Source organism: Necropsobacter massiliensis (assembly GCF_000827595.2).
GTDB lineage: Bacteria > Pseudomonadota > Gammaproteobacteria > Enterobacterales > Pasteurellaceae > Necropsobacter > Necropsobacter massiliensis.
The window spans coordinates 1-15,552 of sequence record NZ_LN776183.1 but is presented as its reverse complement, the minus strand read 5'-3'; the positions used below and the strand labels follow the sequence as shown (position 1 = coordinate 15,552).

Here is a 15,552-nt window from a genome sequence, read left to right as displayed (position 1 = left end):
TTGCCCCGTTTTACATAAGGATTTGCTATGTCGTTGCTTCCGTCTTCGTCCGCACTTTTACGCCAACTTGCCACCCAACTGCACGCCGGCTTTCCCGATGTTTATGACGAACAGCACCTTGCCGGTCAGATTGACGAGGCTTGCCACAATCCCGATGCGCCTATCGCCCGGCTCGGTTATGCCGTGGCGATGTCGGATTTCTGTCTAGAAGTGTTGCAAAAACAACCGCACTTTTTACATCAATGCTGGCAGCGCCTGCCTGAATTAGCCGATTGTGAGCATTACGCCGCACGTCTACAAAGTTTACTTGCCCCGCTACAAAACGAACAGCAGCTGTACCAAACATTGCGCCGGTTTCGTAATCGAGAAATGGCGAAACTCAGTATTTGCCAAAGCTTAAATCTCGGTACGGTAGAAGATATTTTTATCCGCTTATCTCAATTGGCGGAAAGTTTGATTATCGCCGCGCGCGACTGGTTATATACACAAGCCTGTGCCGAAATGGGAACGCCCCTCGATCAGCACGGCAAGCCGCAGCAGCTGTATATTCTCGGTATGGGAAAACTCGGTGGCTTTGAGCTGAATTTTTCGTCCGATATCGATTTGATTTTCACCTACCCAGCTAACGGTGAAACCGTCGGCGCTCGCCGTGCGGTGGAAAACAGCCGTTTTTTTACTCGTCTGGGTCAACGGTTAATTAACGCCTTGGATCAATACACGCCGGACGGCTTTGTTTACCGCACCGATATGCGCCTGCGCCCGTTCGGCGACAGCGGCGCGCTGGCACTCAGTTTCAACGCCATGGAACAATATTATCAGGAACAGGGACGGGATTGGGAACGCTACGCTATGATCAAAGGACGCATTCTGGGCGCCTCCCCTCAGGATCCGCATGTCAATACGCTGCGGCAATTGCTGCGCCCCTTTGTCTATCGCCGTTATATTGATTTCAGCGTGATTCAGGCGCTGCGCGAGATGAAACGCAAAATCGAGCGCGAAGTGCGCCGTCGCGGTCTGACAGACAACATTAAGCTCGGTGCGGGCGGGATTCGGGAAATTGAATTCATCGTGCAAGTATTTCAGCTGATTCGTGGCGGGCGTGAAATCAGCCTGCAACAGCACGAACTGCTGCGTCTGCTGCCACTGCTTGCCGCGCTGCAACTGCTCTCAGTCCAGCAAACCGAAGCGTTGCGCCAGGCCTATCTGTTTCTACGTCGAGTGGAAAATGTGCTGCAAGCGATCAAAGATCAGCAAACTCAAACTTTACCGACTAATGCTACCGATCGCCAACGTTTGATCACCGCAACTGCCTGTTTTACCTTGCAAAATGCGCAGGGACAACCCGAAACAGTACGTTATCCAATTGCAAACTGGGAAGATTTTTATCGAGAATTGCAATTTCATCAGCAACAAGTGCGGTCGGTTTTTCATCAATTAATCGGTGAAGAGGATGATAAAGAACGCCATGAAACCGGCAGCTGGAGCGATTTTCCGGATGAAGATCTCAATCCGCAAGAAATTGCAGACCTGCTGCGCAGTAACGGTATGGACGCCCGCTATAATGAGGAGATTATCGACAAACTGGCGCAATTCAGAGCAGAACTTTCGCACCGTTCTATCGGCAGCCGCGGACGCACTGTACTGGCACAATTAATGCCGGTGTTGCTGGCACAGGTATTCCGTCGGCAAGAACATCATAATCTGCTGCCGCGCATGCTGAATATTGTCAGCAAAATTGTCAGCCGCACAACCTATCTGGAACTGTTGGTGGAAAATCCGCAAGCGTTGACACAGTTAATCGAGCTGTGCGCACAATCCGAGATGATTGCGGCGCAAGTGGCACGTTATCCGATTCTACTGGATGAACTGCTGGATCGCGAGGCGTTACTCAATCCCGTCGCCTACACCCAATATCCGGCGGAATTGCGGCAATATCTGTTGCGCCTGCCGCCGGATGATGAAGAACAGTTTATCAACGGTCTACGCCAGTTTAAACAATCTACGTTGCTACATGTGGCGGCGGCAGATATTTTGGGCGCGCTGCCGGTGATGAAAGTCAGCGATCATTTGACGTTTTTAGCCGAATCCATTATCGAGGCGGTAGTCAATTCCGCTTGGCAACAAATCAGCCGACGCTTCGGCGTACCGGAATTTCTGGCGGAAAATCAAACCGGTTTTTTGGTGATCGGCTACGGCAAACTCGGCGGTATCGAACTGGGCTATAAATCGGATTTGGATCTGGTGTTTCTGTATGACGGTACGCGTAGCGGGCAAACCGTCGGCGGTAAAAAAACCATTGACAGCCATCAGTTTTACTTGCGTCTGGCGCAGAAAATCGTCAGCATTTTCAGCATGAATACCAGCGCTGGCGTCTTGTATGAAGTGGATATGCGCCTGCGCCCTTCCGGCGATGCGGGTTTGCTCGGCTGTTCCCTATCCGCCTTTGAAAATTATCAGCTGAATGAAGCATGGACCTGGGAAAAGCAAGCGCTGGTACGCAGCCGCGCGGTATACGGTGAACGGGCATTGCGCGCACACTTCGAAACCATCCGCCGCAAGGTATTAACCGCGCCGCGTGATCTCAACGCGCTACGGCAGGATGTACGGGACATGCGGGAAAAAATGTATCGCCATTTAAGTCATCATGCCGACCATCAGTTCAACATCAAAACCGATCGCGGCGGCATCACCGACATTGAATTTATCGCGCAGTATCTGGTGCTTGCCAACGCGCCGCAACATCCGTCGCTTGCCGTTTGGTCGGATAATGTGCGGATTTTTGAGGTTATGGCGCAAAGTGCGGTCATTTCTACGCAAGTTTGTGCGCAGCTGAAAAAATGCTATGTGGATCTGCGCAACCGCATTCATCGCCTGAACCTGCTTGGTCAGCCGCCACTGGTGTCGGCACAAGAATTTCAACAAGAACGCGCCTTTATCGGTGAAATCTGGCAACAATTACTCGGCGGGGTCATTGTAAAATAATAGGTTTATGCTATGGTTGAATTTTTCATTGACAAGGATAATGTTATGCAGGCACTACTCAAATTCACTCATTTTATCAGTAAAACTTTCGCCCTCTGGGTTTTGTTGTTCGCTTATCTGGCGTTCCATTTTCCGCAGTATTTTATCGAACTGCGCCATTATATTCCGTATTTGCTGGGGATCGTGATGTTCGGCATGGGCATCACCTTGACCTTTAACGATTTCGGTGCCGTCTTCAAACACCCGAAATCCGTTTTTATTGGCGTGGTCGGACAATTTGTGATCATGCCATCCATTGCCTTTGCGTTGGCAAAAGCCTTCGCGCTGCCAACCGATCTGGCTATCGGCGTGATTTTGGTAGGCTCCTGTCCGGGCGGTACCTCTTCCAATGTGATGACCTATTTGGCGAAAGGCAATACCGCGCTGTCTGTCGCCTGTACCACAATATCCACCCTGCTTGCGCCGTTATTGACGCCAGCAGTGTTCTACGTATTGGCAAGTCAATGGCTGGAAATTGATGCCTCAGCGATGTTTCTGTCGGTATTGAAAATGGTGTTGTTTCCGATCTTTTTAGGGCTGTTGGTACGCGCCTTGTTTAAACGGCAAATCGGTGAAATCAGCCAAACCATGCCGTTGCTGTCCGTAATTGCAATTGTATTGATTCTGGCGGCGGTAGTCGCGGTCAGTAAAGATAAAATTATTGAATCCGGTCTGCTGATTTTTGCCATTGTGGTGCTGCATAACGGTTTGGGTTATCTGCTTGGGTTTGGCGTGGCAAAAATGCTGAAACTCAACAATGCCGACAGTAAGGCGATTTCCATTGAAGTCGGCATGCAAAATTCGGGGCTGGGGGCAGCGCTTGCCGCCGCGCATTTTAACCCGATTGCGGCGGTACCCAGTGCGGTATTCAGTTTCTGGCACAATGTCTCTGGTCCGATTTTAGCTAATATCTTTTCAAATCTAAAAAATGAAAAGCCATAATGCTGGCATAAAAAACCTCCGTTAAACCACAAGCGGAGGGTTAAACTGCGGTCGGCTGCGGTAAATTAAACCGGCCTAATCGCCAGTTCGGCGATTTTTACTATCACTTTCACGGCGTCCAGCATGCCTTCCAGCGTAATCAGCTCATGCTTACTGTGAAAATTGTAGCCGCCGGTAAACAGATTCGGACAGGCAAGTCCTTTTTCCGCCAGCTTCGCGCCGTCCGTACCGCCGCGAATCGGTTTATGTATCGGTTCAATGCCGCATTTTTTCATCGCCAAATCCGCCAAATGCACCGACGCCGGTACTTTCTGAATGGTGTCATACATATTGTAGTAGGTGTCGGTCATCTGTAATTCTGCTTTCTTGCGCAGTTTTTTCTTACGATTAAAATCTACCACCAGCATAGATAAAAACGCTTTGCGCTGTTCAAAACCGACCCGATCAAAATCGCGGATCAAATAGCGCAGCTCCACCTTTTCGATATCACCGCTAAATCCAGCCAAGTGGAAGAATCCCTGTCTGCCATCAGTTTTCTCCGGCACTTCATCGGCAGGAAATCCTTGCTGAAACTCGCACGCCAACGATAACGCATTGAGCATCTTGTTTTTTGCCGTACCGGTGTGCATATTACGTCCGTAAATCGTCACATTCGCGACTGCCGCATTGAAGTTTTCATATTCCAGCTCGCCCACTTCCCCGCCGTCTACGGTATAAGCCCAGTTACAGGAGAATTGTTCAAACGAAAAGAAATTCATGCCCAAACCAATTTCCTCATCGGGCGTGAACGCGACCCGAATATTACAGTGCGGAATATTGTTCGCTTTAAGATAGGCAAGTGCGGTCATAATTTCAGCAATTCCGGCTTTGTTATCGGCGCCAAGCAAAGTATTGCCATCAGCGACAATCAGGGTTTTGCCGATCAGTTTTTGCAGAAAATGGTAATATACGGGGCTGATGAATTCATCGCCCACGCCCAGCGAAATATCACCGCCGCGGTAATTTTCAATCACTTCCGGGCGGACATGCTTTCCGCTGCACTGCGGTGAAGTATCCAAATGCGCGATAAAGCCGATAGTCGGCATTTTAGGGCTAACATTCGACGGTAAAAATGCGGTCAGAACGGCATTTTTGCTGACCTCAATATCCTGTAATCCCAGTGCGAACAATTCCTGCTGCAAGTGCTTCGCCAGCCTCATCTGCCCGGCACTGCTCGGCGAGCTTTTGGCGCCCGGTTTTGCCTGGGTATCAAAGCCAGCATAGTGCAGAAAACGTTCCAATAATCGGTTTCTGTATTCTGTTATCTTTTCCATAGCGATCTCTTTTGCCGTCCGAGAGAAATAAACGATTTTCATTCTATACACAGATTCGGCATCGCATATTGATATATAACAAAGTTATACGGAATTTCGCGCTAAAATCATTGCTACAAATCGCTTTTTTTTATTAAAACACAATTAATTACTTTCAATTACAGGGTAATCGCTATATCATTAGCACTTATTTTTAATCTGGTCGCTTACAGTATTTGCTGTAAGTATTTTTTTGTTTCTACTCAATACCGATGAGCAGTCGGCGCATTAGGGAGAAAACCAAAGCTAGTGGAAAATTCAGTTCAACGCAAACCGATTATTGAGCTTCGTTCTCTGACTAAGTCTTATGATAGCAAAACGATTATCAACAACTTTAATCTCACCATTAATAACGGTGAATTTCTGACCATCTTAGGTCCTTCCGGCTGTGGTAAAACCACGGTTTTACGTCTGCTTGCCGGACTGGAAGAATTGGATCAAGGTACCATTATCCTTGACGGCGAAGATATCACCAACGTTCCCGCCGAACGTCGTTTCGTTAATACGGTATTCCAAAGTTATGCACTGTTTCCGCATATGACTATCTTTGAAAATGTCGCTTTCGGTTTGCGTATGCAAAAAGTGCCGAACGACGAAATCAAACCCCGCGTAATGAATGCGCTGCGCATGGTGCGGCTGGAAGACATGGCGGAGCGCAAACCGACTCAGCTTTCTGGCGGTCAGCAACAGCGTATCGCTATTGCCCGTGCGGTGGTGAACAAACCGAAAGTGTTGCTGCTGGACGAATCTTTATCCGCGCTTGATTATAAATTACGTAAAGAAATGCAGAACGAACTGAAAGCCTTGCAGCGCCAGTTGGGCATTACCTTTATTTTCGTCACTCACGATCAGGAAGAAGCCCTGACCATGTCCGATCGGATTATCGTGATGAACAAAGGCAACATTGAACAAGACGGTTCGCCGCGCGAAATTTATGAAGATCCGAAAAATCTGTTTGTGGCGCGCTTTATCGGTGAAATCAATGTGTTTGATGCAACGGTGATTGAACGCACCGGGGCAAAAACCGTCAAAGCCAATGTGGAAGGACGTATCTGCGATATCTATACCGATTTGCCAGTAACCACGGGGCAAAACCTGAAAGTGTTGCTGCGTCCGGAAGATATCGTGATCGAAGAACTGGACGAAAACGAACATTCCAAAGCCATAATCGGTCACGTTTCCGACCGCACTTATAAAGGCATGACGCTGGAATCCAATATTATTTTGGATCACAATGAGATGAAAGTTCTGGTCAGCGAATTCTTTAATGAAGATGATCCGCATATCGACCACTCGGTCGGTCAGAAAGTCGCGCTGACATGGCATGAAGGCTGGGAGGTTGTATTAAACGATGAAGACCGCCAGTAATCGATTTCAGAAAATCACCGTCGCCATTATTTTCGCGTGGCTGATATTCTTCGTGCTGGCACCGAATGTTCTGGTGTTGGCTGTCAGTTTTCTGACCCGCGACGGCAGTAACTTTTACGCCCTGCCTTTCACTTTTGAAAACTATGGGCGACTATTTGAGCCGCTGTATGCACAGGTAGTGTGGAATTCATTATATATGTCGGGCATTGCCACGATCATTTGTCTGCTCGTCGGCTACCCTTTTGCCTTTATTATCGCCAAAATCAGCCCGAAATACCGCCCATTGCTGTTGTTTCTGGTGGTGTTACCGTTTTGGACCAACTCGTTGATCCGTATTTACGGCATGAAGATTTTTCTCGGTGTGAAAGGCATCCTGAATAATACCCTGCTGACGCTCGGTATTATCAACGAACCGATCCGGATTTTAAACACTGAAGCCGCAGTTATTATCGGATTGGTTTACTTACTGCTGCCGTTTATGATTTTACCGCTATACGCGGCAATCGAAAAACTTGATCTACGCCTGCTGGAAGCGGCGAAAGACTTAGGCGCCAATGGTTTTCAGCGTTTCATTAAGGTTATTTTGCCGTTAACCATGCCGGGCATTATTGCTGGCTGTTTGTTGGTATTGTTACCGGCAATGGGAATGTTCTATGTGGCGGACTTGCTGGGCGGCGCCAAAGTGCTGCTGGTAGGTAACGTGATTAAGAGCGAATTTTTGATTTCACGCAACTGGCCGTTCGGTTCCGCCATCAGTATCGGGTTAACAATCTTAATGGCGTTGCTGATTTTTGTTTACTATAAAGCCAGCAAACTGATGAATAAGAAAATGGAGTTGGAATAATGAACCGTTTACTGCGTAATGTATTTATGTTGGTGGTGTACGCGTATCTGTATATCCCGATCATTATCTTAGTCACCAATTCATTTAATGAAGACCGTTACGGATTAAGCTGGAAAGGCTTTAGCTGGAACTGGTACGAACGCTTGTTTAACAACGACACCTTGATTCAAGCGGCAATTCACTCGGTGACGATCGCATTTTTCGCCGCCACCCTGGCAACCATTGTCGGCGGGCTAACAGCTATTGCCCTTTACCGCTATCGTTTCCGCGGTAAACAGGCGGTCAGCGGAATGCTGTTTATCGTGATGATGTCACCGGATATTGTCATGGCGGTGTCCCTGTTGGCATTATTTATGATTGTCGGCATTTCGCTGGGATTCTGGTCGTTGCTGCTGGCGCATGTCACGTTCTGTCTGCCGTATGTGGTTGTCACGGTGTTCTCGCGCCTGAAAGGGTTTGATGCCAAAATGCTGGAAGCCGCCAAGGATCTGGGCGCCGGTGAAGTAACTATTTTGCGTAAAATCATTTTTCCGCTTGCATTGCCGGCAATCGTTTCCGGTTGGCTGCTGAGTTTTACCATTTCACTGGACGATGTGGTGGTATCTTCTTTTGTCAGTGGCGTAAGCTATGAAATTTTACCGCTGAAAATTTTCTCGCTGGTCAAAACCGGCGTCACGCCGGAAGTGAATGCGCTGGCGACGATTCTAATTATTTTCTCCCTCACGTTGGTGATTTTAAGCCAACTGGTAACAAGAAAAGAGAAATAGACTCAGCCCAAAATAATACTTCACAATTCGGTACATAGCACATAAAATACGCCTTGACGCTTTAGCAAGGCGTTTTTTATGACCGCAGCCTCAGGCAAAAGTGCGGTTAATTTTTTACTCTCAACAGGAGAATGATAGAAATGAAAAAATTTGCAGGTCTTTTCACAGCAGGAATGATCGCAGTTGCTCTTACAGCTTGTAACGATAAGGAAAGCAAAACCGCCGAAGCCGCCGCACCGCAAGCGACAGCACCGGCAAACGACACGGTTTATCTTTACACTTGGACTGAATATGTGCCAGACGGCTTACTGGATGAATTCACTAAAGAAACCGGTATTAAAGTTATCGTTTCAAGTCTGGAATCAAATGAAACAATGTATGCAAAACTGAAAACGCAGGGCGAAAGCGGCGGTTATGACGTTATTGCACCATCGAACTACTTTGTTTCTAAAATGGCGCGCGAAGGCATGCTGATGCCGTTAGACCACAGCAAATTGCCTGTTATCAAAGAGTTAAATCCGGACTGGCTGGACAAGCCTTATGACAAAGGCAACAAATATTCGTTACCACAATTATTGGGTGCACCGGGCATCGCGTTCAATACTAACGATTACAAAGGTGCCGATTTCACCTCATGGGGCGATTTATGGAAACCAGAATTTGCCGGTAAAGTCCAGTTGTTGGATGATGCACGCGAAGTGTTTAACATCGCACTGCTGAAAATCGGTCAGGATCCGAATACCCAAGATCCGAAAATTATCGAACAGGCCTATGAAGAACTGTTGAAACTGCGTCCGAACGTACTTTCTTTCAACTCCGACAACCCGGCGAATTCTTTTATTTCCGGTGAAGTCAGCGTCGGTCAGCTATGGAACGGTTCTGTGCGTATTGCGAAAAAAGAACAGGCGCCTTTAGATATGGTGTTCCCGAAAGAAGGTCCGGTATTGTGGGTAGATACGCTAGCGATTCCTGCCACCTCCAAAAACCCTGACGGCGCGCACAAACTGATTAACTATATGCTGAGCGCCAAAACCGCCGCACAGTTAACTGAAGAAATCGGCTATCCGACTTCCAATCTGGAAGCGTTGAAATTGCTACCGGCTGAAATCACGCAAGACCCGGCAATTTATCCGTCGGCTGAAATTCTGCAAAACAGCGCATGGCAGGATGATGTCGGTGACGCGGTACAATATTACGAAGAATTCTACCAGAAATTGAAAGCGGCAAAATAACCGCTACCGAAATGCCTCCCACGGGAGGCATTTTTATTGCCCAAAAACTGTGCCGAAATGCACCGCACTTTTCGCTACAGGTAAATTGCCCGAAACCACGCCGAAACACACCGCACTTTTCGCTACAGGTAAATTACCTGAAACTATGCCGAAACGCACCGCACTTTTCGCTACAGGTAAATTGCCGAAACTATGCCGAAACGCACCGCACTTTTCGCTACAGGTAATATTGCCCGAAACTATGCCAAAACGCACCGCACTTTTCGTTACAGTTAAATTAATCCGGCTCGCATAAAAAAGCGTTTATACGCCTCGACTTTTTTCGCAAAACTCAACGGATACGCCCGCGAGGTGGACGGCAAGCGATATAACTGTAATGCGGCGTTCGGATAAGGATAGGCGATATATTCATTGGTTTTCGGCGCTTTAACTTTTTCCGGCAACAAGGACAATAAAATCTCCGTGGCTTTACCGCCAGTGGTAAACAGCCAACGACAATGCGGCACCTGTTTTAAGGTCGCCGCCAAATCCACCGGTTCGACAATAGTTAAAAATTTGTCCGACGCATTATCATGCTCACGAATCGCCTTTCTCACCGTCGGGCAGAGCGCAATCCCGCGTTCATGCAAAAATGCCTTAATCCGTTCAGGATCAAACCGCTTTTCATCGTTCACCTGAAAATAACTGGCATCGTCAAAAAACACCGCGCCATACACCCGCCACATATCATTCTGAAAATTCGGATAATGAAACGACATACAGCGTTTTTCCGGCTTCGGCGGAAAACTGCCCATCATCATCACTGTCGCATCAGGCGGCAGCACCGCGGCAAAAGGGTGACTTTCGATTTGTTTTTCAATTTGTGTTGACATCTGAATTCACCTGAAAAAACTGATTCATCAATAAGCATAATTATAATACAGCGCGATAGATTAACACATCCTCGCCGCTAACACAGCGGCATAAAAGCGTGATGTGTATGCGGATCGGCGCTCGCTGCTCTGCGCTTGTTATTTTCGCCATAAATTTGCACCGCACTTGATATGCCATAAGGCGACAAATGTCATCGCTCACAATAAAAAACCGCACTTCTTAGATAAAAAGTGCGGTCGAAATTTTAACAGTTTTGACAAAAACGGAACCGGTCGTAACCGATGTCCCGTTGCTTAACCCAACGCTTTAAGAATGTCATCCACCCGTTCTTTGGCATCACCGAATAACATCTGAGTGTTTTCTTTAAAGAACAGCGGGTTCTGCACACCGGCATAGCCCACCGCCATAGAGCGTTTGAACACGATAACATTTGCCGCTTTCCAAACTTCCAGCACTGGCATACCCGCAATCGGGCTGTTCGGATCGTCCATTGCCGCCGGGTTGACCGTATCGTTCGCGCCGATAACCAGCACCACATCGGTGTCGGCAAAATCATCGTTGATTTCATCCATTTCCAGCACTACGTCATAAGGCACTTTCGCTTCCGCCAATAATACGTTCATATGCCCCGGCAGACGACCGGCGACCGGATGAATACCGAACCGCACGTTCACACCGCGATCACGCAATTTTTGGGTGATCTCGGCAACTGGATACTGTGCCTGCGCCACCGCCATACCGTATCCCGGCGTGATGATCACGGAACTGGCGTTTTTCAGCAATTCCGCCACTTCTTCCGCCGTTGTTTCGCGGTGCTCGCCCTGCTCCTGATCCGATGAGGCAACCGCATCATTACCGAAGCCGCCAGCAATCACACTGACGAACGAACGGTTCATGGCTTTACACATAATATAAGACAGAATCGCACCGGATGAACCTACCAGCGCACCGGTAACGATCAACAGGTCATTATTCAGCATAAAGCCCGCTGCCGCCGCTGCCCAACCGGAATAGGAGTTCAGCATCGACACCACCACCGGCATATCCGCGCCGCCGATTGATGCCACCAAATGCCAGCCGAATGCCAGTGCAATTGCGGTCATCAATAACACCGGGAAGATATTATGTGGGGATTTTAAGAAAGCCACCATTAACAAAGCGGAAATCACTAACGCCGCCAAATTTAATTTATGCCGATGCGGCAGCATTAACGCTTTGGAATTGATAATACCGCGCAATTTACCGAACGCCACCACGGAACCAGTAAAGGTGACCGCACCGATAAAAATACCGAGGAACACTTCAACATTATGAATATTCGCCAGCACCGCCTGCTCTGCTTCAAACGCCGCTTTCTGCTGCGCCAGTAGCGCCTGTGCGCTTTCGCTCACATATTCAACTCCTTCTGGCACCACAAACACGGCATCGGCATGCAGACCGAAGCTGTTGAAACCGACCAACACTGCTGCCAGCCCCACGAAGCTATGTAAAATCGCCACCAGCTCCGGCATTTCGGTCATTTCAACTTTCAATGCGCGATGAATACCGATAATCGCACCGATGATCATCGCAATAATGATCCATAATGTGCCCTGCGAGTGCGGTCCGAAAATCGTCGCGATCAGCGCAATCGTCATACCGACGATACCGTACCAACAACCGGCTTTCGCGGTTTCATGTTTAGAAAGCCCTGCCAGACTCATAATGAAAAGTAATGCCGCAACAATATAGGCAGCCTGTACCAAACCTTCAGACATTGCTTGTTCTCCTTAACCTTTTCTAAACATGGCAAGCATACGCTGGGTCACTTTAAAGCCCCCGAAAATATTAATGCTTGCAACTAAAATTGCGATAAATGCCAATACGCTCACAAAGAAATTCCCCTGCGAAATCTGTAGCAACGCCCCGACGATAATAATACCGGAAATCGCGTTAGTAACCGCCATTAACGGTGTATGCAAGGCGTGGCTAACATTCCACACCACATAATAGCCCACCACACAGGCAAGCACGAATACGGTAAAGTGCGATAAAAATGCCGCCGGCACCACCGAACCTAACCATAAGAACGCCGCCCCGGCAACCGCCATGACGCCGTATTTCACCCGCGGATCGGTCGGTTTTTTCTCCGGTTTTGCCGCCGGTGCCGCCGCTTTCGCCTGCTGCTGCGGTTGTGCCGACACCTGAATTTGCGCCGGCGGAATTTCTTCCCCATCGCGCACCACGGTCACGCCGCGCAACACCACATCATCAAAGTCGATATTGATCGTGCCGTCTTTTTCTTTGCACAGTAATTTCAGCAAGTTAACCAAATTGGTACCGTACAGCTGGGAAGATTGGGTCGGCAAGCGGCTTGGGAAATCCGTATAACCGATCACTTTCACCTGATTTTCGGTTACCACCACTTCGCCAGCTTTGGTATAATCACAGTTACCGCCGGTCGCCGCCGCCAAATCGACCACCACCGAACCAGGTTTCATTGAATCCACCATTTCTTTGGTAATCAGACGCGGTGCTGCACGCCCCGGAATTGCTGCTGTGGTAATAATAATATCCACTTCTTTGGCTTGTTCGGCATAAAGTGCCATGGCACGACGGTTAAATTCTTCCGACATGACTTTCGCATAACCGTCGCCGCTGCCGCCTTCTTCACTAAAATCAATTTCCAAGAAACTGGCGCCCATACTTTGCACCTGCTCTTTCACTTCCGGACGGGAGTCAAATGCACGCACAATCGCACCTAAACTGTTTGCCGCACCGATAGCCGCCAAACCGGCAACCCCTGCGCCGATCACCAGCACTTTCGCCGGCGGCACTTTACCTGCCGCGGTAATCTGTCCGGTAAAGAAACTGCCGAACTCATGCGCCGCTTCGATCACCGCACGATAGCCGGAAATATTCGCCATGGAACTGAGTGCATCTAAAGACTGCGCCCGAGAAATACGCGGCACGGCATCCATTGCCAATACATTAATTTTCTTTGCCGTTAATTTTTCAATTAACTGTGGATTCTGCGCTCGCCAGATAAAACTGACCAGCGTTGCACCCTCTTTGATCAGCGCAATTTCCTTGTCTGTCGGCGCATTCACTTTGAAAATAATGTCCGCATTCCAAACTTCCTGAACCGTACCGATCTTTGCACCGGCCGCTACAAATGCCTGATCTTCAAAACTGGCTTTAAAACCGGCATCGTGTTCCACGATCACCTCAAAGCCGAGTTTTAAAATTTGCTGAACCGTCTTCGGCGTCGCCGCCACACGACTTTCATTATCAAGCAGTTCTCTAGGTACACCAATTAGCATAATGTTTCCTTCAAATCGATTGATTTACAAATAATGAGTAACCGATTGCGCTACCCAACCCGTCTATATGACCAAAAGTCAAATCGTTCTAACTCTATCATTAAATAACTAAAAACTGAAAAAATTTTTCGCCTTTTCAATTAAATAAATAACTAAAAATCCATTCAAATCATTAAATGAAATCGAACAAGATTTACCAGACTTTACATTGCTTTACAGTTAATTATACGCACGGATAGGTATAATAACCGGTCTTTATATAACCCAGTCTTATAAAGATAAAACAAATTTTTATAAAAATAATTTTAAATGTATAGGATTATCTAATGAATAAAATCTTTCGTGTGATTTGGAATCATGCTTCTCAAACCTGGACGGTAGTATCGGAGTTAGCCAAAGGGAAGATAAAAACTTCAAGTAAAACCCATAAAGTAAAAGATATTATACGAAATACGATTGTAGTATCAGGCTCACGTCCGAGTTCAATGACAAATACTACACTGGGAATAGCTACTACTGCTATTATAGGCGCGGCAGCCTTTGTAATAAGTCATCAAGCTCAAGCTGCAACGGCAGTAAAAACTATTGTACACACAGCGGATCAGGGTACAGCTATCGCAGGTGGTAATGCAAGTGGGAATACTCAATCTTTAGCAATTGGCGGTTTATCTGGTACTGGTGTATACAATGCAGCTACAGCTGCAACAGCTACCGGTTCTGGTGCTATTGCAATTGGTGCACAAACAAAAGCATCAGGAGATACATCAGTAGCAATGGGTTGGAACGCCACCGCTAGTGGCAGCAACGCACTTGGCTTAGGACAATCTTCAAATGCGTCGGCAACCAACACAACCTCAATAGGTTCATCTACTGTAGCAAGCTCAGACAATGCAACAGCACTTGGTGCCAATGCAAGTGCTACCGGTTCATCTGCAACTGCGTTAGGTTTTAATACTCAAGCTTCGGCAACTAACACCGTTGCCATCGGAAGCGGTGCAAACTCAAGCATAGAAAATTCAGTTGCATTGGGAGCAAATACAACCACAACTGCTGCAACCAATGTTACGGGATTAACATATACCAAATACGACGGCACCAACATAACATTAAGTTTTGCCGGAAATTCTTCCGTTGGCGTAGTTTCAATCGGCTCTGATACAGGCACCCGCCAAATACAATATGTCTCTGCCGGACAGATCAGTGAAAATTCTACAGACGCCGTAAACGGCAGCCAATTATATGCCGTACAAAAAATGGCAGAAGAAGGTATTGCCGGTGCAATTTCCGCATCAACCGCCGCCAGTGCAGCACAATCAACAGCAACATCAGCCGCAACCACCGCCAGCACAGCACTATCAATCGCAACATCCGCGGCATCGACCGTAACAGAAAATTTAGAGAAAATAGAAACCGCTGCAAGCTCCGCTATCTCCGCAGCTTCCAGTGCCGCAAGTTCTGCAAGCTCAGCTTCAACCTCAGCATCTAATGCTTCAAGTTCAGCTAGCGCGGCTTCAACTTCTGCATCCAGTGCACAAAGTTCTGCAAGTTCAGCCTCAACTTCTGCTTCTAATGCAGCAAGTTCTGCAAGCTCAGCTTCAACATCAGCATCTAACGCAGCAAGTTCTGCAACCGCAGCTTCAAGTTCAGCTAGCGCGGCATCAACTTCAGCATCTAGCGCGTCAAGCTCCGCCACTGCGGCGTCAAGTTCGGCAAGTGCAGCTTCTAGCTCGGCATCTAGCGCATCAAGCTCCGCAAGTGCAGCATCAACCTCAGCATCTAGTGCATCAAGTTCTGCAAGCTCAGCTTCAACATCGGCTTCTAGTGCGGAAAGTTCAGCTACTAAAGCTTCAT

At 47.9% G+C, this 15,552-nt stretch carries 12 protein-coding genes and 2 pseudogenes; 7 read left to right on the top strand and 7 right to left on the bottom strand.

Translation table 11 applies throughout. The annotated features are described in order from the left end of the window. Positions 1-27: 27 nt before the first annotated feature. The gene (gene glnE / locus BN3349_RS04055; RefSeq protein ID WP_040976105.1) at positions 28-2,982 is read left to right on the top strand and encodes a bifunctional [glutamate--ammonia ligase]-adenylyl-L-tyrosine phosphorylase/[glutamate--ammonia-ligase] adenylyltransferase; all 2,955 of its coding nucleotides are present in this window, start codon (positions 28-30) and stop codon (positions 2,980-2,982) included. A gap of 45 nt (positions 2,983-3,027) precedes the next feature. Next, positions 3,028-3,963 carry a bile acid:sodium symporter family protein gene (locus tag BN3349_RS04050; RefSeq protein WP_040976104.1) on the top strand — a complete coding sequence of 312 codons (936 nt, stop codon included), beginning with the start codon at positions 3,028-3,030 and terminating at the stop codon, positions 3,961-3,963. 65 nt (positions 3,964-4,028) lie between these two features. On the opposite strand, the gene pepT is transcribed toward BN3349_RS04050, so the two are convergent. Further along, positions 4,029-5,276 (bottom strand): peptidase T, encoded by a 1,248-nt coding sequence (pepT, locus tag BN3349_RS04045; RefSeq protein WP_040976103.1) that lies wholly within the window; start codon positions 5,274-5,276, stop codon positions 4,029-4,031. A gap of 288 nt (positions 5,277-5,564) precedes the next feature. Between pepT and potA the strand changes: the two genes are divergently transcribed. The 4 genes from potA to BN3349_RS04025 all read left to right on the top strand — a co-directional run bounded on the left by potA (position 5,565) and on the right by BN3349_RS04025 (position 9,526). Continuing rightward, entirely contained in the window at positions 5,565-6,683 is a 1,119-nt protein-coding gene (gene potA, locus BN3349_RS04040) for a spermidine/putrescine ABC transporter ATP-binding protein PotA (protein WP_040976102.1), read from the top strand. Further along, positions 6,667-7,527, top strand: coding sequence for a spermidine/putrescine ABC transporter permease PotB (gene potB / locus BN3349_RS04035; RefSeq protein WP_040976101.1), 861 nt, complete (start codon positions 6,667-6,669; stop codon positions 7,525-7,527). The genes potA and potB overlap by 17 nt, the downstream gene beginning before the upstream one ends. Further along, positions 7,527-8,294, top strand: a complete 768-nt coding sequence (potC, locus tag BN3349_RS04030; protein WP_040976100.1) for a spermidine/putrescine ABC transporter permease PotC — start codon at positions 7,527-7,529, stop codon at positions 8,292-8,294. Before potB ends, potC begins: the two co-directional genes overlap by 1 nt. Before the next feature lie 140 nt (positions 8,295-8,434). Continuing rightward, the gene (locus BN3349_RS04025; protein WP_040976099.1) at positions 8,435-9,526 is read left to right on the top strand and encodes an extracellular solute-binding protein; all 1,092 of its coding nucleotides are present in this window, start codon (positions 8,435-8,437) and stop codon (positions 9,524-9,526) included. Positions 9,527-9,559: 33 nt separating this feature from the next. On the opposite strand, the gene BN3349_RS04020 is transcribed toward BN3349_RS04025, so the two are convergent. The 4 genes from BN3349_RS04020 to pntA form a co-directional block, all read right to left on the bottom strand. Next, positions 9,560-9,781, bottom strand: a complete 222-nt coding sequence (locus tag BN3349_RS04020) for a hypothetical protein (protein ID WP_040976098.1) — start codon at positions 9,779-9,781, stop codon at positions 9,560-9,562. A 17-nt stretch (positions 9,782-9,798) separates the two neighbouring features. Next, positions 9,799-10,398 carry a hypothetical protein gene (locus tag BN3349_RS04015; protein ID WP_040976097.1) on the bottom strand — a complete coding sequence of 200 codons (600 nt, stop codon included), beginning with the start codon at positions 10,396-10,398 and terminating at the stop codon, positions 9,799-9,801. A 294-nt stretch (positions 10,399-10,692) separates the two neighbouring features. Continuing rightward, positions 10,693-12,156 (bottom strand): Re/Si-specific NAD(P)(+) transhydrogenase subunit beta, encoded by a 1,464-nt coding sequence (gene pntB, locus BN3349_RS04010; RefSeq protein WP_040976096.1) that lies wholly within the window; start codon positions 12,154-12,156, stop codon positions 10,693-10,695. Positions 12,157-12,168: 12 nt separating this feature from the next. Beyond that, positions 12,169-13,701 (bottom strand): Re/Si-specific NAD(P)(+) transhydrogenase subunit alpha, encoded by a 1,533-nt coding sequence (gene pntA / locus BN3349_RS04005; RefSeq protein WP_040976095.1) that lies wholly within the window; start codon positions 13,699-13,701, stop codon positions 12,169-12,171. A gap of 326 nt (positions 13,702-14,027) precedes the next feature. Between pntA and BN3349_RS12325 the strand changes: the two are divergent. Continuing rightward, positions 14,028-14,120 (top strand): annotated as a pseudogene (locus BN3349_RS12325) (ESPR domain-containing protein); the annotation flags it as partial. Positions 14,121-14,344: 224 nt separating this feature from the next. On the opposite strand, the gene BN3349_RS12220 reads toward BN3349_RS12325, so the two are convergent. Beyond that, positions 14,345-14,611 carry a hypothetical protein gene (locus tag BN3349_RS12220; protein ID WP_048736282.1) on the bottom strand — a complete coding sequence of 89 codons (267 nt, stop codon included), beginning with the start codon at positions 14,609-14,611 and terminating at the stop codon, positions 14,345-14,347. Positions 14,612-14,656: 45 nt separating this feature from the next. Then, positions 14,657-15,552, bottom strand: a pseudogene (locus BN3349_RS12350) (hypothetical protein); the annotation flags it as partial.